Origin of the sequence: Streptomyces sp. NPDC059224 (assembly GCF_042754285.1) — a bacterium.
Taxonomy (GTDB): domain Bacteria; phylum Actinomycetota; class Actinomycetes; order Streptomycetales; family Streptomycetaceae; genus Streptomyces.
Genome location: NZ_JBHZAN010000015.1, coordinates 78,200 through 99,321 on the forward strand (window position 1 = coordinate 78,200; position 21,122 = coordinate 99,321).

The window sequence follows — 21,122 nt, forward strand, 5'->3', positions numbered from 1 at the left end:
GCACGCGGGGCCCCCCGCCGGGGGGCACGTTCGGGGCGGGGCCCCCGTACCACCCCGCACGCCCGCGTCCGCACGCACGGGCGCTTCTCGCGGTTCACCAGGCCAGCGGGCCGTTGACGTCGAAGTAGCCGCCGGTCGGTCCGTCCGGACCGAGCTGTGCCATCCGCACGATGATCTCGGCACCCTCCGCCACGGTCTGCGTGCCGGTGTTGCCGTTCAGGTCGGTCTTGGTGAAGCCGGGCTCGACGGAGTTGATCCGCATGTCCGGGAACGCCTTCGCGAACTGCACGGTGAGCATGTTCAAGGCCGTCTTGGAGGTCGGGTACGCGATACCCGGGTAGAAGTGGGCGGGGTGGTCGGGGTCGGAGAGCGCCGTCAACGAGGCCAGACCACTGCTGACGTTGACCACGACCGGCGCCGCCGAACGCCGCAGCAGCGGCAGGAAGGCGTGCAGGACACGGACCACACCGAAGACGTTGGTCTCGAAGGTGTTCCGCATCTGGTCCGCGGTCACGGTCTCGGCGGTCGGCACGCCGTTGTCCGCGGTCCGGGTCTCGATCCCGGCGTTGTTGATCAGCACGTCCAGTCCGCCGTCGGCCTCGACGGTCTTGGCCGCGGCATCGACGGAGGCGTCGTCGGTGACGTCGAGGAGGACGAACCGGGCGCCCAGCTCCTCGGCGGCCCGGCGGCCTCGCCCGGCGTCCCTGGCTCCCACGTACACGGTGTGACCCGCGGCGATGAGCCGGCGGGCGGTCTCGTACCCGATGCCCTTGTTGGCTCCGGTGATCAGTGTTGTCGTCATGCGTCCAGCCTGCCCCCCGGCCACCGGGCCAGCCAGCAGACCCTTCTTCCTGGGACTGCCGGTACCAGGCACAGCCCCGACCGGCGGTGTTGACTGGGGGCATGACGGCGACGGAACTCGGGCGGGCACTGCGGCGTTGGCGCGATCGGGTGGCCCCGGCCGCGGCCGGGCTGCCGGCCGGCGGTCAGCGGCGTGCGGCCGGGCTGCGGCGCGAGGAGCTGGCCCTGCTGGCCGGCATCTCGGTCGACTACATCACGCGCCTCGAACAGGGCCGGGCGGTCAATCCGTCGGTGCCGGTCGTCGAGGCGCTGACGCGGGCGCTGCGGCTGTCCGCCGACGAACGGATCTATCTGTTCGGCCTGGCAGGGCTGGTGCCGCCGGGTCCGGACGTCGTTCCCGGGTATCTCACGCCCAGCGTGCAGCGGCTGCTGGACCGGCTGTCCGGCACCCCGGTCGCGGTCTCCGACGCGGCCATGACGCTCCTGGTGACCAACCCGATGTACGCGGCGCTGATGGGCGACCCGTCCGGTCTGCGCGGCTTCGAACGCAACGGTGTGTGGCGCAACTTCCTCGGCCGGCCAAGCCGCGTGCGGCACGCTCCCGAGGAGCGGCGCGCCTTCGAGGTCGGCATGGTCGCCGAGCTGCGCTCGACAGCCGCCCGCTATCCGGCCGACCGTCAGCTCCAGCGCATGATCACGGAGTTGCGGGCCGGGAGCGAGCGGTTCGCGCAGCTGTGGGACGCGGGGGTCGTCGGCCGGCTGGAGGCGTCGCGCAAGACCATCGAGCATCCTCAGGTGGGCCCGCTCACCCTGGACTGCGACCAGCTGCGGGTCGAACAGCACGACCTGCACATCCTCGTGTACTCGGCCGAGCCGGGCACCGAGGCCGCGGAGAAACTGAGGCTGATCTCGGTGCTCGGCACCCAGAGCCTGACGGGGCAGCCCGGCTAGGGCCTGTCCGGCGGATCAGGGCGGGGGGAAGTCGACGGCGTCTCGTCTGCGCCGGTGAGCGAGGTCCGGTGCGTCCCACCGCGAGGCGGAGGAGGGCGGCGACGCGGCGCGCGCGCCTCCCGGCCGGAGGCCGGGGGGCGGCCACGACCGACGACAGCGCCGCCGGGGTCCCCCTCTGGGGAAGGGCGTGGCGGACCCCGCGGTCCGCGGCATGATCCGCCGGACGGGCCCCACAAGGCCCGCCAACGCCGCGACGTCGTGATGCGGGCCCTGACGACCTGCTCGTATCGTGGGAGGACAGAGCGACGCGGTAAGCAGGAAAACCATGGCAGAACCGGCGGTCGACTACGCGGCGGTGTTCCAGGCCCTTCCCGGCGCGGTGGCGCTGGTGACTCCGCAGCTGATCGTCGCGGACGCCAACGCCGAGTTCCTGCGTCTTCGGGGCCTCCCCCGCGAGCGGGTGGTCAACAGCTTCATCCCCGAGGACCTTCCCGACAACGACTCCGCCGAGCCCCTCCTGCTCAAGGTCCTGGCGTCGCTGCGCAGGTCCGCGGACACCGGTGAGCGTACCGTCGTGGCGGTGCAGCACTTCGAGATGAAGGATCCCGACCAGCCCGGGGTGTGGCACGAGCGGTACTACACCGTGACCAACGTTCCGGTGTTCGGGGCCGACGGGCGGGTGGCGCTGCTGCTGCAGCGGCTGGAGGACGTGACCGAACTCATCAGGGCCCGTGAAGTCGCGCTGACCCTGCAGGAAGCGATGCTGCCCACCCCTCGCCCGGTCTGCCGGCATCCGACGGCCGTGCGGTACCGGCCGGCCGCCGAGGCGCTCAACGTGGCCGGCGACTGGTACGACCTGGTCGACCTGCCCGGCGATCGGGTCGCCGTCGCCGTCGGCGACGTCGTCGGTCACGGCCTGGCCGCGGCATGCGTGATGGGACAGCTGCGCAGCGCCCTCACGGCCGCCTCCCTCGTCCCCGAAGGCCCCGCCCGCGCCCTGGAGGTCCTCGGGCTGTACGCCCGTACCATCGACGGCGCCGAGAACACCACGGTGGCCACGGCCTTCGTCGACTGGGAGAACGACACCATCACCTACAGCAGCGCCGGCCACCCTCCGCCGGCGCTGCTGCGGAGCGACGGGAGGGTCGGCTTCCTGGACCAGGCGACCGATCCGCCACTGGCCGCCCGCCCTCAGCACGGCCCCCGGACCCAGGCCGTCGCGCCCTTCCGCGAGGGCTCCGTCCTCGTGCTCTACACCGACGGTCTGATCGAACGCCGCGGCGAGGACATCGACACGGGCCTCACCAGACTCGCCGACTCCCTGACCCGCCACCGCGGGGAGGACCCGCAGGCCCTCGCGGACGCCGTACTCGGCGACCTGCTCCCGCCCGGTGACGCCACCGACGACACCGCCCTGGTCGTCGTGGGCCTGTGAACCGGCCGCGCCGCGGTGCCGGTTCCCGGTCCTCGGCCGGGACGACGTGGTCACGTCGGCAGGGACCGTGCCCGGGCGTCAGCCGAGTTTGCGGCGCAGTTGCAGGACGTAGAGCAGCAGGAGCGACGGCGCGACCAGAACCGCCGCCACGCAGGAGACCACGAACAGCTGCCACAGGGTGGCCGACGGGGAGGCCGCCTGCTGGATGGTCAGGTGCGTGCCCAGGAGGTACGGGTACTGCGCGACCCCCCAGCCCGCCACCACGGCGACGATCGCGACGGCCGCGAGCGCGCGGACGACGGGCGGGCTGCCCCTGCGCAGCAGCACCAGCGCGGCCAGACCGCACACGGCGGAGACGATCAGCAGCGGCAAGCCGACCCGGCTCAGCTGGTGGAACAGCCGGGGAGCGTCCGCACGCAGCACGAACACGCCTGCCAGCGCCACCAGTCCCGCAACGAGGCCGGCGCCGACGGCCCGGTGGCGGAACGCCCTTTCCAGGGAGGACTGCGCCCGGCGCCTGGCCTGCCCGGTGAGGAGGACGGCGGCGAGATAGGCGCAGACGGTCACGGCCAGTACACCGCCGAGTACGGACGTCGGATTGAGCCAGCTGGACAGCGGGTCACCGTGCCCCGCCGCGGGGACACGGCCGGAGGCGATGCCGCCGGCGACGGTGCCGAAGAAGAACGGCGTGACCACCGACGAGGAGGCGAAGGCGATACCTGCCGCCGCCTCGCCCCGGCCGCCGGACAGCGCGTGGCGGAAGGCGAAGCCGGCGCCCCGCGCCACGATGCCCAGCGCCGCCAGGCCCAGGGGAATGTAGAGCGTGGTGGTGATGGCCGTGTACGCCGGCGGAAATCCCGTCCAGATCATCACCAGGATGAAGACCAGCCACGTGTGATTGGCCTCCCACACCGGGCTGATGGAAAGGTTGATCAGCTCCCGTACGGGGCGGCCCTGCCTGCGGCCACCGGCTGCCATGTCCCAGAATCCGGCCCCGTAGTCGGCACCCCCGAACAGGGCGTAGGCGATCACGCCGACGAACAGGACGACCGCGGTCAGGGTGCTCATACGTCCTCCGCTCCGAACCCGCGCTCGCTCGCGGCCGGCACCGGCGCCGGCGGCGGCTCGGGGCCGTACGGGACCGCGACGGCCTCGGTCCCCTCACGCAGCCAGCGGCGGTGCATCGCCCGCAGGACCAGCACCGCGCCCACCCCGACACAGAGGTAGATCGCGAGGACCGTGGCGAACAGCGGCCACAGGTTGCCCACCGTGGTGACCGCGTCCCGCGTCAGCAGGAGCCCCACCACCGTCCACGGCTGCCGGCCGACCTCCGTCACCACCCAGCCGCTCCACAACGACAGGAGCGCGACCGGTCCGCACACCGACGCAGCACGCAGGAACCAGCGGTTCACCGGGACCTCGCGGCGCCGCCACCACAGCCAGCCGAACCACAGCGCCATCAGCAACAGCAGCGAGGCGGTTCCGACCATGACGTCGAACGCGAGGTGTACAAAACTCACCACCCTGTCATCGGGGCGCACGGCCGGCCGGATCGCGTCGATGCCCTGGATCGTGGTGGACGGGCTGAAGGCGGCGAGGATGGATGCCACGTCCGGAAGGGGGAGCCCGTAACGGACCTTGCCGTCGACGAAGATGCCGCCGAGCGTCTCAGGGATGTGGTCACCGGTCCTGGGGACCATCTCGATGGCCGCGAACTTGGCGGGCTCCTTCTCGAATACCTGGCGGGCGATCGTGTCACCGACCAGGAACTGCAAGGGCATGGCGATCGACGCGACGGTGAAGGGCACCAGGAACCCGAGCCGGTGGTAGCGGTCCCGGCGGCCTTTGAGCAGGCCCCACGCGTACACCCCCGCGACCATGAACCCGGCGACGATGTACGCCGCCAGGAACATGTGCACCATCTCCCACCAGAACGCGCCGTTGAAGAACACCTTGGACGGGAACACCTGGACGACACGCCCGTGGCTGAGGACGATGCCCGCGGGCTGGTTCATCCAGCTGTTCGCCGCGATCACGGAGGCCGTTCCGCCGACACTCGCCAGGGTCACCGCCACACCGGTGCAGAAGTGCGGCCACGGGGGAAGCCTCTTCCAGCCGTAGATGTAGATGGCCACGAACACGGCTTCCAGAAAGAAGAAGAGCCCTTCGTAGGCGAACGGGAACCCGAACGCCGCCCCGTACCTGCCCATGAGCCCGGGCCACAGCAGCCCCAGCTCGAAGGAGAGCACCGTCCCCGACACCGCCCCCACCGCGAACAGCACGGCGGCCACCTTCGACCATCGTTGCGCGAGGAGCAGCGCCTCGTGATCGTCACGGCGCAGCGCCCGGTAGTGGCAGACCAGCATCATGAAGGTGAAGGCGACGCCGAAGGGCACCAGAACGATGTGGAAGCCCAGAGTGAACGCCATCTGCTCACGCGCGGGGAGAAGCTGCGGCGGGTCGGCGGCTGCCAGCAGCGCGGACAACGGCATGGATTCTCTTTCCGGCTCGGACAGCGGCGAACGACACCCCTGGGCGGGTCCGCATCGCAGGAGGTCGGATCTCGCGCATGCTAGTCAGCGCCCGGTTGCGGGCTCGCCATGGCGGTCGGCGGCACCGCCGATTCCCCCTTTGGGGCCATCTCCCGAGTGCCAAGTAGACGAAACGGCTCGGAAGGCGGGCGGAGGGCCGCCCGTGTGACCTCCGGTCTCCCGGTCGGATCAGCGGTTGCGCCGTTCCGTGGTTCCGCCGTTCCGTGGTTCCGTGGTTCCGCGGCGGAGGCGCCTGCGTTGTAGCGGGCGAGGAGACCGCGCAGGCCCTGGACCTTCCCCGCGGCCCAGCCCTCGGTGCGGGCGTCGACCTCCCGGTACATCAGGGCGTCGGCACGGGCGAGGAGTTCCCGGCCGCGGTCGCTGGGGCGGAGCAGCTGGGCCCGGTGGTCGTGCGGATCAGCCTCGCGTACCACCAGACCGGCACGCCGCAGGGCGGTGACCCGGCGGCTGATCGTGGACTTGTTGAGGCCGTAGAGGCCGACCACGTCCGTCGCGCGAGCTCCGTCGCGCGTGTCCGTCTCGGACAGCAGGGAGTAGCCGACGAAGCTCAGGTCCGGGTGGAGCCGTTCGGCGTTGCCCCGGAAGCGCCGGGAGAGGGTCACCAGCTCCCGGACGAGTCCGCGGAGCGCCGTCTCGTCGTCGGCCACGTGCGTGTCCCTTCGCTACGGCCCGGCCTGCCGTTCGGAGTTTCGTTTTGCAACAGACGACGGACGGTTCTGCGGACGGTTCTCCAGGGGGAATGTTGCATTAGGCAACCGACCGTCGAAGCCACACCGCCTCCGCCGGGCACCCGGCACACCCGGCACACCCGGCACACCCGACCATGGGCGGTGCACATCGTTTCGTCCCTTTTAATGTCTTTATGTCAATCATGGGGATGTGAGAGGCGGGCGAGAGCCATGCGCGTCGAGGACGTCGTCCACGCACCGAGCACACCACTGGACGCCCCGGCCTTTCCGGCCGGTCCGCACCGGTTCACCGACCGCGAGTATCTGAACATCACCTACCGGACGGATCCGGCGGTCCTGGAGCGGGTCGTCCCGGAGCCGCTGCGGGTGACGGACCCGCTGGTCCGGTTCGAGGTCATGCGGATGCCGGACGTCACCGGGCTGGGCGACCACACGGAGTCGGGCCAGCTCGCCGTCGTCGAGTACGAGGGCGAGACGGGCGAGTACAGCCTGTCGGCGTACGTGGACGACTTCCCCGCGATCGCCAGTGGGCGGGAGATCGGCGCCTTCCCGAAGAAGCTCGGACGGCCCCGGCTCCACGTCGACCAGGACACCCTCGTCGGCACCCTGGACTACGGCTCGCTGCCCGTGGCCCGCGGGACGATGGGCTACAAGCACCGGACGCTGGCCACCGAGGATGCCCGCGCGCAGCTGACGCTGCCGACGTTCATGCTGAAGAAGCTTCCGCACTACGACGGCACACCGCGCATCTGCGAACTCGTCCGGACCCAGATCGTCGACCTCACGGTCAAGGGTGCCTGGAGCGGGCCCGCCCGGCTGCAGTTGCTGGCCCACGCGCTGGCGCCGCTCGCAGACCTGCCGGTCCTGGAGGTCGTCTCCGCCTCGCACATCCTCACCGACCTGACCCTGGGCCGCGCCCGGATCGTCCACGACTACCTGGCCTGACCGTTCCCCACTCCCCTCCGCCTCCCCCGCCTTGCCCCGAGGCAAAGCAGGTGTCCCGCAGGTCCGAGAACGAGAACGACGGCAACTCCGGAATCCGCGGGGTCACCGTGGTCGGAGGAGGGGTCATCGGCGCCTCCTGGGCCGCGCTCTTCCTGGCCCCCGGCCTGTCCGTCACCGTCGGCGACCCGCGGCCCGGCATCGACGAGGCCGTGCGCACGTATGTCGCCCAGGCCGCGCCCGCGTTGAAGGCACTCGGCCTGGACACCTCGTCCCTCACCGCGCGGCTGTCCTTCGCACCGGACCTGGCCACCGCGGCCCGTGAGACGGACCTGGTGCAGGAGAACGGCCCGGAGGGGCTGGAGCTCAAGCACGAGATGTGGAGGACCGCTGCAGTCGGCGATCTTCCGCGAGTGCGTGTACCGGGTCAGCGAGGGCGTCGTCACCGTGCGGGAGCTCGACGTCGGCGAGACCTTCGGGGCTGACCCGCACGCACCACCCCGACCTCCCGGCGGCAGCTACCGCGTCACCCTCAACCTCACCCGCATCGCCACCTGGATCCTCAGCCTCGGCGTCTTCGAACGCGACTACGCCCAGGCGACCGCCCTCGCCCCCTACCCCGGCTCCCCGCACGCCAGGCCACTTCCCCGACATCCTCCTCCCCCGCGGCAGCAGCGCCCCGCGGCGGCTCCCCGACCGCAGCTGAACGCCGTCGGCCCCCGGCCCCGGCGGGCGATCTCACGTCCCGGTCGGGCCGGGCTTCCCGGTGACGGACTCCTGATAGACGTCCGCGTAGGTGCGCGAGTCCTTGATCAGGTCGTCGCAGAAAGCGGCGACGTCCTCGCCGACGAGTTCCAGAACTCCCGTGCCGGCCGCGACGCCCTCCTCGAAGAAATCGACGATTCCCGGCAGCAGGGTGCCGTCGGACAGGTCGACCGGTCCGACCTTGAAGAAGTACTTCTGCATCTCCCGGTAGACGATCTGATAGTCCGGGGGCAGCGCCTTGACCCGCGCCACGTGCGCCCGCCACTGCTTCTTGCCTTCGATGATGTCCTGGATGCCCACGTCAGCCTCCCAGCCGGCCCAGTTTCCTGGCAACGTTCCGGTTCAACTGCTCGCGCCACCGGTCGCGATGGCTGCGAGCCCCTTCTCCGCCGGCCAGCGCCGCGCAGAAGCCCGCGATGTCGTCGCCCAGCACCTCGTGAACGCTCTGCCCGTCCGCGGCCGTTTCCTCCAGCAGCCCGAGGGCACCGTCGAGGATCGGCATCAGGTTGCGGCCCGTGAAGTCCCCGTAGGGGATGAGGTGCGCCTTGACCTGTTCCCACGCCGCCCGGTGGTCGGCCGGCAGGGCCTCGGCCCTGACCTCGAACGCCTTCCACTCCCGGGTGAGGTCACTGCCGGTGACGGTCTCCCAGAAATTCATCTCCCGCCCTCCTTGAGCCTGTCGATCCGTGCGGAGAGGTACTCCCATTTCTTCCAGAACCTCTCCAGCTCTTGACGCCCCGCGTCGTTGAGTGCGTAGAACTTGCGCGGCGGACCCACCCCGGACGGCCGTTTCGTCACCTCGACGAACCGGTTCTTCTCCAGTCGCAGCAGGATGGTGTAAACGGTCCCCTCGATGACGTCGGCGAAGCCGAGTTCATTGAGCCGCCGTGTGATGGCGTAGCCGTAGGTCTCCTCACTGTCGATGATCTCGAGCACGCAGCCCTCGAGCGTGCCCTTCAGCATCTCCGTCAGGTCGTCCATGACGGGTCTCCCCTTCGATCCCCCAGTACTGCGTAGTACCGAGTACCACTATACGGTATCACCGAGTAGTACGTCGGCGGCTCCTGTGGGCCTGTACAGGGCGCTCGTCGGACGTCATCGGTCATGCCCTTCGCGTCACCGCCGCGCGCCGGTTCCGGAGCCGCACCGGATTCCCTGGCTTCGGGTGCGGCTCGACCGGTCCGAGGAGGCTGTCAAGCCGGCCCCGCGGTCGGCTCGTGCCGTCGGTCACGGGGTTCGGCACGGACGTGCCCTTCCGGTTTCACCTCCGGCGCCGGCCCTGAAATCCCTCTGAAACCGCGCTGAACGGGGGTTCGGCCACGCTCCGCGGCATGACGACGACGGCCCCGTCGGGGCCGGCTGCCCTGGAGGGGATCACCATGAACGGCCTGCGACGGATCCGTCGGCACGCGGCGGCCTTCGGGCGCTTCGCCGGTCTGGGCGGCGCGGTCACCCTGGCGTCCTCGGCGGCCCTGGTCCTGCTTGGGCAGTGGATTCCGTGGGTGGCGGCGAACGCGCTGACCACCGTCGCTTCCACCGTGGTCGCGACCGAACTGCACGCTCGTGTCTCCTTCGGCCACGGACGGCCGGGACTGGCCGGCCATCTGCGGAGCGCGGCCACCACCGCCGCCGGATGGCTGGTCACGTCCGCGGCGGTCGGCGCGCTGGCCGCGCTTCGCCCCGGCGCCGGACTCGTCCTGCAGCAGACGGTGTACCTGTCGGCCACCGCGCTCGTCGGCATCGGCCGGTATCTCGTGCTGCGTCTCGGTGTGTTCGCCCCGCGCACCCCTCGGCCCCGGACCGACGGCGCGCGGTCGCGTGGCCGCGTACCGCCCCGCGCTGTGAGGGCCGACCGGACGGACGTCCGCCTCGGCCTGATGTCCGGCGACACCACGGACGTGGGCCTGTGGGACGGCGGGCCCCGGCCCCGGACGAGCCGGTGACGTACACGTGTCGGTGACCGACTCCACGGCCTTCAGCCGGTGATCGCCCGCGCGGTCTCGGCATCGTGCCCGGACCGGCGTTGTCCGGCCCTTGCGGGGAACCCGTCCAGGTATCAGCACCCAGGACGCCCGCGCCGACCAGGGCGGAGTGGTCCGGAGGTCAGGCCGCGACCAATGAGGCACTCACCGTGGAAAACCGCAACGACCCCGACGACGTCGTGCTGTCGACGCACGAACGCCTCGTCTTTTGGCACATAGAAGCAGAACTCAGCGACGACCGGCGTCTCGTGCGGCGGATGCGCCACTCGGGTCCCGCCCGGCGGTGGCTGCCCCTGTCCGTGGCCGCCCTGGTGTGTGCCTCTCTTCTCCTCCTCGTCGCGGGAATCCTCACCCTGAACCCCGCGGCCCTGTGGTGCTTCGCCGCGCTGTGGCCGGTCACCCTCCTTCTGGCCTACCGGCTGCCGCGCCGCCCGGCCCGCGCCGAGGGCCCCACTCCTCACCGTATGGGCCCCTGAGCCGAGGGGCGTCGCATCGCGTACGGCACGTTCAAGGCGTCTCGGCCGGCACCCAGGACGTCGACGTCGCCCTGATCGCTGCCCGCCACCAACTGCCCGGCGCCCGCCCCCAGGACGACTCGGTACTCGGCGCCGGCCGACCTCCCGCGAGCCGGCCCGGGGTTCGCTCCCCCGGGCCCGCCCGGCAGGTCGTCATCCCTTCGTCGTCAGCCGCAGGTCGACCTCCTGCTCCTGGTCTCCCGACGCCCTGCCCCGCTCGTCCACGGCGAACGCGACACCCAGGGCGTCGCAGAGCCGATCCACAGCGAGGTAGTCGCCTTGCAGGGTCGCGGAGACCGAGCCCCGCAGCGGGACGGGACCGGCCGGGATCCACTCCTGCGTCGGCTCGAACTCCGCACTCCACACGGTGGATCGGCCGCCAGGCTGATCCTGGGGCAGATCGTCCGGCGAACGGTCGGTCGGGAACGCGGTGCGCAGGACCCCGAAGACGGTGGCGGCGTCCTGCCGGGACGTTCCGGTGAGGGACACGGTGGCCATCAGTTTCACTCTCCTTCGATGCGACGGGACGAACGAAGGGCGGGCGCCGGCAGAACGCCGGCACCCGCCCCGTGCACGTGGTCTGACGATCAGGCTCCGAGGTCTCCGTAGTAGCCGCCGACCTGCTCGTGGTAGCCGGGGTCGCCGACGTGCTTGTCCTTGTCGAACTCGGGGGCGTTCTTGATCTCGTTCTTGGTACGACCGACGTGGACCGTCCGCTCCGCGATGTCGATGGCCGAGATGACACCGGCAGGAAGCAGAACCTGCTTGCCGAAGATCCACACTCCGGTGTCGACGACGATGTACGCGGCTCCGACGTCCTCCGAGTGCTTGTCGACCTTGCCGATCGAGCCGTCGCTCGCCTCGACCTTGAATCCGGTCAGGTCAGTCCCGGCCTGGTGGCCCGACTCGGCCTGGTAGCCCCACATGCTGTCCGACATACAAAAGCCTCCCCTTGTAGAACGTGAATCCCGGAACGCCCGTCCCATAAATTCCTGGGCGCCCCTCGGAGAGCCGAGTGCCCACCGCCCTCCCTCTCACACTCCTCGTTTCTCGGTGTGTGCGTCTCCACGGAATGTGAACGGTGAATTCGGCGCCGCCCGATATCACGCCGGCCGTCACGACGACCGGCACGACGACCGGAAGTGCAGGATTCAAGGCTCCGGGTGGCCTCCCTTCTCCGGGAGGCCGTAGTGCCTGTTGAGAGACGTGCGACACGGGTCACCCGGGTCAGCGCCGCAGCATCATGACGACAACGACGATGACAATGATGATGACGATGGTCCCCAGACCTATGTACACGATTTTCTCTTTCCGTGAGGGGGCGGCACTCATCGGTGCGTGCCGCAGAGAGCCGAGTGCCCCCGTCGACGACTTTCACCCTGCTCCGGCGAGTCCGCCGCCCCGCTGCCGCATGGGATCGAAAGAACTCACCCCGCCATCGCATGAGTGGCCTCGATCAGCGCACGGTCGCGCCGACCGGAATGACCTCGGTCCGGCCGTGACCCGGCCGAGACGTTTGTCCGCGCGCGATCGGTGCACACGATGAGCTGACACAGCCTTTATTTCGAGGAAGCGAGACGCACCATGGGCATCATCGCGTGGATCATCATCGGCCTGCTCGCCGGCGCCATCGCCAAGGCCCTGATGCCGGGCAAGGACCCCGGCGGCATCATCGTCACCATGCTCATAGGCATCGTCGGCGGTCTGCTGGGCGGCTGGCTCGGCAAGGTGATCTTCGGCGTCGACTCCATCGACGGATTCTTCGACCTGTCCACCTGGATCGCCGCGATCGTCGGCTCCCTCATCCTGCTCGTCCTCTACCGCCTCGTCACCGGCAACCGGCGTTCGCATCGTCACGCGTGACGCACTGACGGCACCGTGACCCGCTGGAGGCACACGGCTACGCCCATCTGGACGGCTCCCGTTCCTGCGCGCAGGACGGGAGCCGTCAGGTTGTCCGGCGCCTGCGGCGTCCACCGCGGCCGATCGCGGCAGTGCGACGCACATGACCTCCGCCGCCGCAAGGCCGATACTGGTGGGCAAGAGTCCGTCCGCGCCCCATGGACAACTCCACAGATCGCGCCCTGAACAGGACAGACACCGGTCAGAGAGTCACCTGCCAAACCTCTCAGGAGACAGCCGTGAAGATGCTGATCAACGTCCCGGAAACCGTGGTGGCGGATGCGCTGCGGGGTCTGGCGGCCGCCCATCCCGATCTCATCGTCGACGTGGAGAACCGGGTGATCGTGCGGCGGGGCGCTCCCGTCGCCGGGCAGGTCGGTCTCGTGTCGGGCGGGGGGTCCGGGCACGAACCGCTGCACGGCGGATTCGTGGGCCCCGGGATGCTGTCGGCGGCCTGTCCCGGTGAAGTGTTCACCTCTCCCGTTCCGGACCAGATGGCCCGGGCCGCGGCGGCCGTGGACAGCGGCGCCGGCGTCCTGTTCATCGTGAAGAACTACACGGGCGACGTGCTCAACTTCGACATGGCCGCGGAACTCGCCGAGGACGAGGGCATCCAGGTCGGGAAGGTCCTCGTCAACGACGACGTCGCCGTCACCGACAGCCTCTACACCGCCGGCCGGCGTGGCACCGGCGCCACCCTGTTCGTGGAGAAGATCGCCGGCGCCGCCGCGGCCGAGGGTCAGCCGCTGGAGCGGGTGGAGGCCATCGGGCGCCAGGTGAACGAGAACTCCCGCAGTTTCGGCGTGGCGCTGAGCGCCGGCACCACCCCCGCCAAGGGCACCCCGACCTTCGATCTGCCGTCGGGCGAGCTGGAGTTGGGGATCGGCATCCACGGTGAGCCGGGCCGCGAGCGGCGGGCCATGATGACGTCGGGCGAGATCGCCGACTTCGCGGTCAACGCCGTCGTGGAGGACCTGCCGCCGCGCAACCCGGTGCTCGTCCTGGTCAACGGCATGGGTGCCACCCCGCTCCTGGAGCTGTACGGCTTCAACGCCGAGGTCCAGCGTGTGCTGGCCGAGCGCGGTGTCACCGTCGCCCGCACCCTGGTCGGCAACTACGTCACCTCCCTCGACATGGCCGGCGCCTCGGTCACCCTCTGCCAGGTCGACGAGGAGCTGCTGCGGCTGTGGGACGCCCCGGTGAGCACACCGGCCCTGCGCTGGGGCATGTGAGCGAGAGACAGCGACCACCCGCGCCCGTACCGCAACGCAAGGAGATCCCGTGCTCGACGCCGACTTCTTCCGCCGCTGGATGGCGGCGACCGCTTCCTCCGTCGACCGCGAGGCGGACCGGCTCACCGCTCTCGACTCCCCCATCGGGGACGCCGACCACGGCAGCAACCTCCAGCGCGGGTTCAAGGCCGTGGTGGCCGCGCTGGAGAAGGACGCGCCCGATACCCCGGGTGCCGTGCTGACGCTGGCCGGGAGCCGGCTGATATCCACCGTCGGCGGCGCGTCCGGCCCGCTGTACGGCACACTGCTGCGCAGTACGGGCAAGGCGCTCGGCGACGCGTCCGAGGTCGACGAGGCACAGTTCGCCGAGGCGCTGCGGGCCGGGGTGGACAAGGTCATGGCGCTCGGCGGGGCCGCGCCCGGCGACAAGACGATGATCGACGCCCTGGTGCCGGCCGTGGACGCGCTCGGCGACGGCTTCGGCGCGGCGCGGGCCGCCGCCGAGGAGGGCGCGCTGGCGACCACACCGCTGCAGGCCCGCAAGGGCCGGGCGAGCTACCTCGGGGAACGCAGCATCGGTCACCAGGACCCTGGCGCCACCTCGTCGGCGCTGCTCGTCGCGGGACTCGAGGAGGCGGCCGGTGAGTGACGACAAGGTGGTCGGGATCGTGCTGGTGTCGCACAGCGCGGAGGTCGCCGCCTCCGTCGCCGAGCTGGCCAAGGGCCTCGCGGGCGGCGGCACGGCGGTACCGGTCGCGGCGGCGGGCGGCACCGAGGGCGGCGGGCTCGGCACCAGCGCCGAGCTGATCGCGGGTGCCGCCGCATCCGTGGACCGGGGGGCGGGCGTAGCCGTCCTCACCGATCTGGGCAGCGCGGTGCTCACGGTGAAGGCGCTGCTCGCCGAAGGCGACGAACTCCCGGACGGCACCCGCCTGGTGGACGCCCCGTTCGTCGAGGGCGCGGTGGCCGCGGTGGTCACGGCGGCCACCGGCGCGGACCTGGGCGCCGTGGAGGCGGCCGCAGCGGAGGCGTACTCCTACCGCAAGGTCTGACAACCCCCGGGGCCTCCGGGCGACGGCCGGCACGAAGGCCCCGGCACACTCCCGGGCCGGCCCGAGACCGCCCCGGGACATGCCCCAGGGCATGTCCCGGGGGTCATGCGGCAGACGTAGTGTCTGCCGGCCTCCCCCAGAGGGGACCCCGGCGGCGTTGCCCTCGGTTGTCGACGCCCCTCGCCTTCGTCCGGGAGGTGCCCCACCACGTCGCCGCCCACCGGCGCTGACGAGGCACCGTCGGCTCCTTTCGACCTGATCCGCCGGACAGGCCCTAGGTGTATTGATCACGAGCGTTGTCGACACTGGCCGGGCTTGATCATCGCGAAGACCGACGGGGCCGCCCACATCAACGGCGCGATCCTGCCGGTGGACAACGGCTGGGCGGCCGTCTGAACCCGGCGCCGCCCGCTCCCAGCCGAGGGCGGCCGGTCAGCCGCCCTCGGTGAACAGCGCGGCCAGTCGCTCCCCTTCGGCCTGCGCCGCTTCGCCGTCTTCGATGGGTTTGACCTCGGAGTCCTTGAAGACGATGTAGGTCACACCGGACGGCACCCCGCCGACGAGCGGGTCGGGGTCCACACCCAGCCCCTTCGCGGTGGCGTACGACGCCTCACCGATGATGTCGCTCGGTCCGGTGTCGCCGACGACGGCGTACTGGACCCGGTCCTGGTAGATCACGGCGGCGACCGCGCCGCCCCGGATGCCGGACGCCCGGTAGTCCCAGCGGCTGCTGGGGCCCGGTACGACGACGTAGGGCAGGGTCTCGGCGTTGAGCTGGCGGCCGTCGGACTGCTGGAAGGCGGTGGCGGCGGAGAACGCCGGGTCGGCGGTGCGGTTGCAGTGGGTGGTGACCTGGCCGTCGCAGTCGATGTCGAGGTCGGCCTCCCAGAAGACGGCCTGCTCGGTGCCGCACACGGGGACGGTGGCGGCGGTTCCGGCGTCGGTGCGGTAGCGGCCCTTGGAGATCTCGGTGCAGTCACGCACCCGGGCCAGCAGGTCGGGGGCGGTGATCCGGTGCCGCGCTCCGGGGGCGGTGAGCGAGGCGGCGGGGGCGGACAGTACGGTCGGGGCGAGCAGGGCGGCGCCGGCGGTGGCCAGCGTCAGCGTCTGGAGACGCACGATGAGAGACCCTCTCCGTGGGGGACATGGAGTCGACCGGTCCAATGTGGTGGGGTCAGGGCGGCCGGGCCAGGAAGAGGGGGCCTTACAGGGCCGTTCGGAGCAAGGAACTGACACTCCGTGAGATTCCGTCAGGGGCCGGGGCGTCGGGCCGGCGGTGTCGGCCCAGTCACCCCGGCCACCCGCGTCGGCGCGGGATCAGCGACGACAGCGTTCCGCGCCACGGGCGCGAACTCCCCTTCCGTCTCGGGAAGTTCGGCCGTAGAGCCCTCAGCATACGTAACTCTCCCCCGCTGTCTGCAATACGGCCCTCTTGATGTCCGCATCCCAGGCAGGTCATATTGGTCCGGACCTTTGCCGTGCTGCCGTCCCCGGGAGGCGGAACCGTGCGCCGAGTTGTCGTCCTGGTCTGCGCACTGCTGTTCATGACGTCCTGCGGATGGGGCGGGACCTCCGACGGCGACAGCGGCCGGCTGCCCGGCGCCCCGTCGGGGGTCACCGCGGCGGCCGGGAGCGCGACGAGCGTGCATGTGATGTGGAACGCGTTGCCGGCCGGCTCGGGGGTCCGCGGTTACGAGGTGTATCGCGGCACCACGAAGGTCGGTGATGTGCCGGGTTCGCAGCACATGGTGGACGTCACCAGGCTCAGGCCGTCCACCCTGTATGCGTTCACCGTCCGGGCCCGGGGCGACGACGGCAGCCTCGGTCCGCGCAGCCGCGCGGTGCGGGCGACGACCCCGGCGGCGGTCGCGGCGGACCGCTCGGCGCCGGCCCGGCCGGCCCACCCGAGCGGCCGGGCCGTGGGCAGCCGAGCGGTCCAGCTGTCCTGGGACGCCGCGAAGGACGACCGGGCGGTGGTGTCGTACGACATCTTCCAGGGCGGTGCGAAGATCCACAGTGTGGGCGGGAACCAGACCGCGACCGTGGTCACGGGACTGCGGCCGGGCACCCGCTACGTGTTCACGGTCCGGGCCCGGGACGCGGCCGACAACCTCTCGCCGGCCGCCGTGGCGGTGCGCCTGACCACACCGGGCAGCGACGACGGCCGGGACACCGCGCCGACCGGGTTCACGGCCGGGAGCCATGAGGAGAGCGGGGCGTACTACCTCGACCTGGCCTGGGACCCGCCGCGCGTGGACGGGGTGATCACGGAATACCAGATCCGGCTCGACGGCGCTACGACGACCTCGCTGGTCTGGGGCGGCACCCCGCCCACAGGCCACTCGACCTACAGCTTCTATGTGGGGCGGGACCATGGGGTGGTGCATCATGTGCGGCTGCGGGCACGGCTGCCGGACGGTACCTGGGGCGGGTGGTCGGCACAGCCGGCCGTCACGACCGGGGCGTGAACCGCATCCAGCTCTGGACCGGACGGAGGAACAGATCACCTGGACGGCCTCCCCCGGGTGCGGCACGGGCCGCCGCCGCCTTGGCTGAGCCCTGAGGCAGCACGGGAGTCTCCCGATCCTCGGCGGCGCAAGGGACGTTCCGCCTACCGTGCCGCCGGAGGGCAGCCACATGCGCAACTCACGACTTCTCCTCCGCTCCGGCCTGACCCTGGCGGCCGCCGCCGCGCTCCCGACCTGGCTCGCGGGCCCGTCCGCCGCCGTCACCGGCATCTCGGTGAGCACCACCGGCACCACGGTCTCGGTGGTCACCAGTGCCTGCACGCAGAGCGGTGGCAGCTGGGGCAACGCCTCGCTGCTCAACAGCGGCCAGACCTCCTTCGCCCAGGGGCGGCAGGCGGCCCTGGCGGGCACCACGGTGAGCCAGTCCGCCGCCTGGTCGGGCGTGTCGCCCGGCACCTACACGGTGGTCGTCGTCTGCTCCAACGGCGGTACGGCGGGCACCCAGTCGGTGATCGTGTCCGCATCCGCCGCGGCACCGCCGACCGCCGCGGCACCGCCGACGACCCCCTCCACCGGCAGGTCGGCCGCACCGTCCCGGGGCGTGATGGGCGGCCTGGGCGGTGCCGCCCGCGACTACGGTCCGCTCACGCTGGGCGTCGGCGCGGCGCTGGTCGGCTCGGGCGTCATCGCCACCGGCTGGTACCTGCGCAAGCGGTCCAAGCCGTACCGGCTCTGACCCCCCGTCAGCCTCCGGGAAGTCCGCCGAACTCCCGCAGGGCCTGGTCGAGCCACCCCGTCCAGAAGGACTCCAGGTCGATGCCGGCCCGCAGTACCAGGTGCCGCAGCCGGTCCTCGGGGGCGTCCTTGCCCGGCGGGAAGTCGCGCCGCTCGATCTCCTCGTACTCGGCCAACTGCCTTCGGTGCAGCTCCAGATGGCGGCGCAGGTCGGCTTCGAGCCCGTCGGTGCCGACCACCGCCGCCGCGCGCAGCCGCAGCAGCAGCACGTCCCGCTGCGGCTTGGGGTCCTGGGCGGTGGCGGTCCAGCGGGCCAGTTCGGCACGGCCCGCGGGCAGCACCTCGTAGCTCTTCTTCTGCCCGCGGGCCGGCTGCTCGGTGGGCAGGGTGCGGATGTAGCCCTCGGCCTCCAGCTTTCCCAGCTCGCGGTAGATCTGCTGGTGCGTGGCCGACCAGAAGTAGCCGATCGACCGGTCGAACCTGCGGGTCAGCTCCAGCCCCGACGACGGCTTCTCCAGCAGGGCGGTGAGGATGGCGTGCGGGAGTGACATGGGCCCATCCTAGGGACGGCCCCTACAGGGCGGCCGCCAGCTCGGTGCCCTGCTTGATGGCCCGCTTGGCGTCCAGTTCGGCGGCGACGTCGGCGCCTCCGATGAGGTGCGCGCTGCGACCGGCGGCGACCAGCTCCTCGTACAGGTCCCGGCGCGGTTCCTGCCCGGTGCACAGCACGACGGTGTCGACCTCCAGGACGGTGCTCTCCCCGTCGACGGTGACATGCAGTCCGGCGTCGTCGATCAGGTCGTACCGCACGCCCGGGACCATGGTGACGCCCCGGTGCTTGAGTTCGGCACGGTGGATCCATCCGGTGGTCTTGCCGAGTCCGGCGCCGACCTTGCCGGTCCGGCGCTGGAGCAGGTGGACGGTGCGCGGGGGCGCGGGGCGCTCGGGCACGGCGAGGCCGCCGGCGCTCCGGTAGTCCGTGTCGACGCCCCAGTGCCGGAAGTACGTCGCCGGGTCCTCGCTCGCCTTGTCGCCGCCGTCGGTGAGGTATTCGGCCACGTCGAAGCCGATACCGCCGGCACCGAGGATCGCGACCCGGTCGCCGACGGGGGCGCCGTCGCGCAGCACGTCGAGGTAGCCGAGGACGCGGGGGTGGTCGACGCCCGGGATGTCGGGGGTGCGCGGGGTGACGCCGGTGGCGACCACGACCTCGTCGAAGCCGGTCACGTCCCCGGGCTCGACGGTCGTGTTCAGGCGTACGTCCACGCCGTGGGCGTCGAGCTGGTGGCGGAAGTAGCGCAGCGTCTCGTCGAACTCCTGCTTGCCGGGGACCTTGCGGGCCACGTTCAGCTGGCCGCCGATCTCGGCCGCCGCGTCGAACAGGGTCACCTGGTGGCCGCGTTCGGCGGCCGAGACCGCGCAGGCCAGGCCGGCCGGTCCCGCGCCGACGACCGCGACCTTCTTGCGCCGCCTGGTCGGTGCGAGGACCAGTTCGGTCTCGTGGCAGGCACGCGGGTTGACCAGGCAGGAGGTGATCCTGCCGCTGAAGGTGTGGTCGAGGCAGGCCTGGTTGCAGCCGATGCAGGTGTTGATCGCCTCGGGCGTGCCGGCCGCGGCCTTCGCGACGAAGTCGGGGTCGGCGAGCATCGGCCGGGCCACGGAGACCATGTCCGCGGTGCCGTCGGCGAGCAGTTCCTCGGCGAGTTCGGGGGTGTTGATGCGGTTGGTGGTGACCAGGGGGACGGCGACCTCGCCCATCAGCCGTTTGGTGACCCAGGTGTAGGCGCCGCGCGGCACCGAGGTGGCGATGGTGGGGATCCGGGCCTCGTGCCAGCCGATGCCGGTGTTGATGAGGGTCGCCCCGGCGGCCTCGACGGCCTTGGCGAGGGTGATCACCTCGTCCAGGGAGGAGCCGCCCGGGACCAGGTCCAGCATGGACAGCCGGTAGACGATGATGAAGTCCGTGCCGACGGCCTCGCGCACCCGCCGGACGATCTCGACGGGGAACCGCATCCGGTTCTCGTACGACCCGCCCCAGCGGTCGGTGCGGCGGTTGGTCCCGGCGGCGATGAACTCGTTGACGAGGTAGCCCTCGGAGCCCATGATCTCGACGCCGTCGTAGCCGGCCCGCCGGGCGAGGCGGGCGGTGCGGACGTAGTCGTCGATGGTCCGCTCGACGTCCTCGTCGGTGAGTTCACGGGGCGCGAAGGGGCTGATCGGGGCCTGGAGCGGGCTGGGCGCGACGAGGTCCTGGTGGTAGGCGTAGCGGCCGAAGTGCAGGATCTGCAGCGCGATCCGGCCGCCGTCGCGGTGCACGGCCCCGGTGACGGTCCGGTGCTGTGCGGCCTCCTCCTCCGTGGTGAGCTTGGCGCCGCCCTCGTAGGGCCGGCCCTCCTCGTTGGGTGCGATGCCGCCGGTGACGATGAGGCCCACTCCGCCGCGGGCCCGGGCCGCGTAGAACTCCGCCATCCGCTCGAAGCCGCGCTCGGCCTCCTCCAGGCCCACGTGCATGGAGCCCATGAGCACGCGGTTGGGCAGCGTGGTGAAGCCCAGGTCGAGGGGTTTCAACAGGTGCGGGTACGGGCTCATCGGAACCTCCGTGCGCGGTGTCTTCACAGCAGTTCTAGAGGACCGCGCACGAATTATGCAACTAGTTGCACAAAGGCTCCGGGGTGACGTGTCTCAGATCACCGGTCACCGGCTTTCCAGCAGGACGTGCAGCTCCCTCTCCTGGTCGCCCGAGACGGAGGACAGGTTGCGGACCGTGAACAGGGAGTCGAGGGTCGTACGGAGCCGGTCGATCGCCCAGTAACCGCCCTGCGCGTCGGCCTCGACCGAGGCCGCGAGCCGGGGCGGCGGGGTGCACTCGTGGGCGTCGGTGACCTCGAACGTGCCGAGCCACACCATGGGGCGGCTCTCGTGGAGCTGCTGGGGCACGTCCTCGGCCTCACGGTCGGACTCGAAGCACTGGCACAGCGCGTCGAACACGATCCGGGCGTCTTCCTTGCTGCACCCGCTGATCTCAAGCGAGACGGGTTCCTCGTGCAGTCGCTCAGGACCCATGGTGATCGCTCCTCTCATGGCGATGGCGCGGTCACCCG

General features: G+C 71.3%; 25 protein-coding genes. 12 read left to right on the forward strand and 13 right to left on the reverse strand.

The window, feature by feature from the left end; translation table 11 throughout:
- Positions 1–94: 94 nt before the first annotated feature.
- Positions 95–802, reverse strand: coding sequence for an SDR family oxidoreductase (locus ACFXI4_RS17995; RefSeq protein ID WP_384991698.1), 708 nt, complete (start codon positions 800–802; stop codon positions 95–97).
- A 101-nt stretch (positions 803–903) separates the two neighbouring features.
- Here ACFXI4_RS17995 and ACFXI4_RS18000 point away from each other — a divergent pair, with 101 nt between their 5' ends.
- Complete coding sequence (locus tag ACFXI4_RS18000) at positions 904–1,752, forward strand: helix-turn-helix domain-containing protein (RefSeq protein WP_384991701.1); 849 nt, start codon at positions 904–906, stop codon at positions 1,750–1,752.
- 325 nt (positions 1,753–2,077) lie between these two features.
- A complete protein-coding gene (locus tag ACFXI4_RS18005) occupies positions 2,078–3,187 on the forward strand; it encodes a PP2C family protein-serine/threonine phosphatase (protein ID WP_384991704.1) in 1,110 nt (369 codons plus the stop codon).
- A 78-nt stretch (positions 3,188–3,265) separates the two neighbouring features.
- Here ACFXI4_RS18005 and ACFXI4_RS18010 read toward each other — a convergent pair whose 3' ends face one another.
- The 3 genes from ACFXI4_RS18010 to ACFXI4_RS18020 all read right to left on the reverse strand — a co-directional run bounded on the left by ACFXI4_RS18010 (position 3,266) and on the right by ACFXI4_RS18020 (position 6,386).
- Positions 3,266–4,255, reverse strand: coding sequence for a cytochrome d ubiquinol oxidase subunit II (locus tag ACFXI4_RS18010; RefSeq protein ID WP_384991706.1), 990 nt, complete (start codon positions 4,253–4,255; stop codon positions 3,266–3,268).
- Positions 4,252–5,679: a cytochrome ubiquinol oxidase subunit I gene (locus ACFXI4_RS18015; RefSeq protein WP_384991708.1), complete on the reverse strand. Its 1,428-nt coding sequence runs from the start codon at positions 5,677–5,679 to the stop codon at positions 4,252–4,254. The genes ACFXI4_RS18010 and ACFXI4_RS18015 overlap by 4 nt, the downstream gene beginning before the upstream one ends.
- An 80-nt stretch (positions 5,680–5,759) precedes the next feature.
- Positions 5,760–6,386 carry a MarR family winged helix-turn-helix transcriptional regulator gene (locus tag ACFXI4_RS18020; protein WP_384991710.1) on the reverse strand — a complete coding sequence of 209 codons (627 nt, stop codon included), beginning with the start codon at positions 6,384–6,386 and terminating at the stop codon, positions 5,760–5,762.
- A 252-nt stretch (positions 6,387–6,638) separates the two neighbouring features.
- Here ACFXI4_RS18020 and ACFXI4_RS18025 point away from each other — a divergent pair, with 252 nt between their 5' ends.
- Positions 6,639–7,373, forward strand: a complete 735-nt coding sequence (locus ACFXI4_RS18025) for an acetoacetate decarboxylase (RefSeq protein WP_384991713.1) — start codon at positions 6,639–6,641, stop codon at positions 7,371–7,373.
- Between the two features lie 50 nt (positions 7,374–7,423).
- Positions 7,424–7,855 (forward strand): 3-hydroxyacyl-CoA dehydrogenase NAD-binding domain-containing protein, encoded by a 432-nt coding sequence (locus ACFXI4_RS18030; protein ID WP_384991716.1) that lies wholly within the window; start codon positions 7,424–7,426, stop codon positions 7,853–7,855.
- A gap of 253 nt (positions 7,856–8,108) precedes the next feature.
- Here the strand turns inward: ACFXI4_RS18030 and ACFXI4_RS18035 are convergent, their stop codons facing one another.
- The 3 genes from ACFXI4_RS18035 to ACFXI4_RS18045 are packed head-to-tail and all read right to left on the reverse strand — an operon-like array spanning position 8,109 to position 9,116.
- On the reverse strand, positions 8,109–8,435 hold the full coding sequence (locus tag ACFXI4_RS18035) for a DUF1048 domain-containing protein (protein ID WP_384991719.1): 327 nt from the start codon (positions 8,433–8,435) through the stop codon (positions 8,109–8,111).
- A 1-nt stretch (position 8,436) separates the two neighbouring features.
- A complete protein-coding gene (locus tag ACFXI4_RS18040; RefSeq protein WP_384991721.1) occupies positions 8,437–8,793 on the reverse strand; it encodes a DUF1048 domain-containing protein in 357 nt (118 codons plus the stop codon).
- Positions 8,790–9,116 (reverse strand): PadR family transcriptional regulator, encoded by a 327-nt coding sequence (locus ACFXI4_RS18045; RefSeq protein WP_384991724.1) that lies wholly within the window; start codon positions 9,114–9,116, stop codon positions 8,790–8,792. The genes ACFXI4_RS18040 and ACFXI4_RS18045 overlap by 4 nt, the downstream gene beginning before the upstream one ends.
- A 350-nt stretch (positions 9,117–9,466) precedes the next feature.
- Here ACFXI4_RS18045 and ACFXI4_RS18050 point away from each other — a divergent pair, with 350 nt between their 5' ends.
- Entirely contained in the window at positions 9,467–10,078 is a 612-nt protein-coding gene (locus ACFXI4_RS18050) for a hypothetical protein (RefSeq protein WP_384991727.1), read from the forward strand.
- Positions 10,079–10,266: 188 nt separating this feature from the next.
- A complete protein-coding gene (locus ACFXI4_RS18055; RefSeq protein ID WP_384991730.1) occupies positions 10,267–10,593 on the forward strand; it encodes a DUF3040 domain-containing protein in 327 nt (108 codons plus the stop codon).
- Positions 10,594–10,785: 192 nt separating this feature from the next.
- On the opposite strand, the gene ACFXI4_RS18060 is transcribed toward ACFXI4_RS18055, so the two are convergent.
- Complete coding sequence (locus ACFXI4_RS18060; RefSeq protein WP_384991733.1) at positions 10,786–11,130, reverse strand: hypothetical protein; 345 nt, start codon at positions 11,128–11,130, stop codon at positions 10,786–10,788.
- 89 nt (positions 11,131–11,219) lie between these two features.
- Positions 11,220–11,570, reverse strand: a complete 351-nt coding sequence (locus ACFXI4_RS18065) for a PRC-barrel domain containing protein (RefSeq protein ID WP_384991735.1) — start codon at positions 11,568–11,570, stop codon at positions 11,220–11,222.
- Between the two features lie 646 nt (positions 11,571–12,216).
- On the opposite strand from ACFXI4_RS18065, the gene ACFXI4_RS18070 reads away from it, so the two are divergent.
- From ACFXI4_RS18070 to ACFXI4_RS18085, 4 genes are all read left to right on the forward strand, one after another.
- Positions 12,217–12,495 carry a GlsB/YeaQ/YmgE family stress response membrane protein gene (locus tag ACFXI4_RS18070; RefSeq protein WP_351663322.1) on the forward strand — a complete coding sequence of 93 codons (279 nt, stop codon included), beginning with the start codon at positions 12,217–12,219 and terminating at the stop codon, positions 12,493–12,495.
- Between the two features lie 278 nt (positions 12,496–12,773).
- Complete coding sequence (gene dhaK / locus ACFXI4_RS18075) at positions 12,774–13,766, forward strand: dihydroxyacetone kinase subunit DhaK (RefSeq protein WP_362726344.1); 993 nt, start codon at positions 12,774–12,776, stop codon at positions 13,764–13,766.
- A 49-nt stretch (positions 13,767–13,815) separates the two neighbouring features.
- Entirely contained in the window at positions 13,816–14,415 is a 600-nt protein-coding gene (gene dhaL / locus ACFXI4_RS18080; RefSeq protein WP_384991739.1) for a dihydroxyacetone kinase subunit DhaL, read from the forward strand.
- Positions 14,408–14,818, forward strand: coding sequence for a PTS-dependent dihydroxyacetone kinase phosphotransferase subunit DhaM (locus ACFXI4_RS18085; protein ID WP_384991742.1), 411 nt, complete (start codon positions 14,408–14,410; stop codon positions 14,816–14,818). The genes dhaL and ACFXI4_RS18085 overlap by 8 nt, the downstream gene beginning before the upstream one ends.
- 432 nt (positions 14,819–15,250) lie before the next feature.
- On the opposite strand, the gene ACFXI4_RS18090 is transcribed toward ACFXI4_RS18085, so the two are convergent.
- Positions 15,251–15,937, reverse strand: coding sequence for a glycoside hydrolase family 75 protein (locus tag ACFXI4_RS18090; protein ID WP_384991745.1), 687 nt, complete (start codon positions 15,935–15,937; stop codon positions 15,251–15,253).
- A gap of 386 nt (positions 15,938–16,323) precedes the next feature.
- Here ACFXI4_RS18090 and ACFXI4_RS18095 point away from each other — a divergent pair, with 386 nt between their 5' ends.
- Together ACFXI4_RS18095 and ACFXI4_RS18100 are read left to right on the forward strand one after the other, a co-directional pair.
- The gene (locus ACFXI4_RS18095) at positions 16,324–17,286 is read left to right on the forward strand and encodes a fibronectin type III domain-containing protein (protein ID WP_384991747.1); all 963 of its coding nucleotides are present in this window, start codon (positions 16,324–16,326) and stop codon (positions 17,284–17,286) included.
- 169 nt (positions 17,287–17,455) lie between these two features.
- Positions 17,456–18,022: a hypothetical protein gene (locus tag ACFXI4_RS18100; protein WP_362725056.1), complete on the forward strand. Its 567-nt coding sequence runs from the start codon at positions 17,456–17,458 to the stop codon at positions 18,020–18,022.
- Between the two features lie 7 nt (positions 18,023–18,029).
- Here the strand turns inward: ACFXI4_RS18100 and ACFXI4_RS18105 are convergent, their stop codons facing one another.
- The 3 genes from ACFXI4_RS18105 to ACFXI4_RS18115 all read right to left on the reverse strand — a co-directional run bounded on the left by ACFXI4_RS18105 (position 18,030) and on the right by ACFXI4_RS18115 (position 21,084).
- Positions 18,030–18,572, reverse strand: a complete 543-nt coding sequence (locus ACFXI4_RS18105; RefSeq protein ID WP_362725053.1) for a PadR family transcriptional regulator — start codon at positions 18,570–18,572, stop codon at positions 18,030–18,032.
- Positions 18,573–18,594: 22 nt separating this feature from the next.
- Positions 18,595–20,610 (reverse strand): FAD-dependent oxidoreductase, encoded by a 2,016-nt coding sequence (locus ACFXI4_RS18110; protein WP_384991750.1) that lies wholly within the window; start codon positions 20,608–20,610, stop codon positions 18,595–18,597.
- 105 nt (positions 20,611–20,715) lie between these two features.
- Positions 20,716–21,084 (reverse strand): hypothetical protein, encoded by a 369-nt coding sequence (locus tag ACFXI4_RS18115; RefSeq protein WP_362725048.1) that lies wholly within the window; start codon positions 21,082–21,084, stop codon positions 20,716–20,718.
- Positions 21,085–21,122 lie beyond the last annotated feature (38 nt).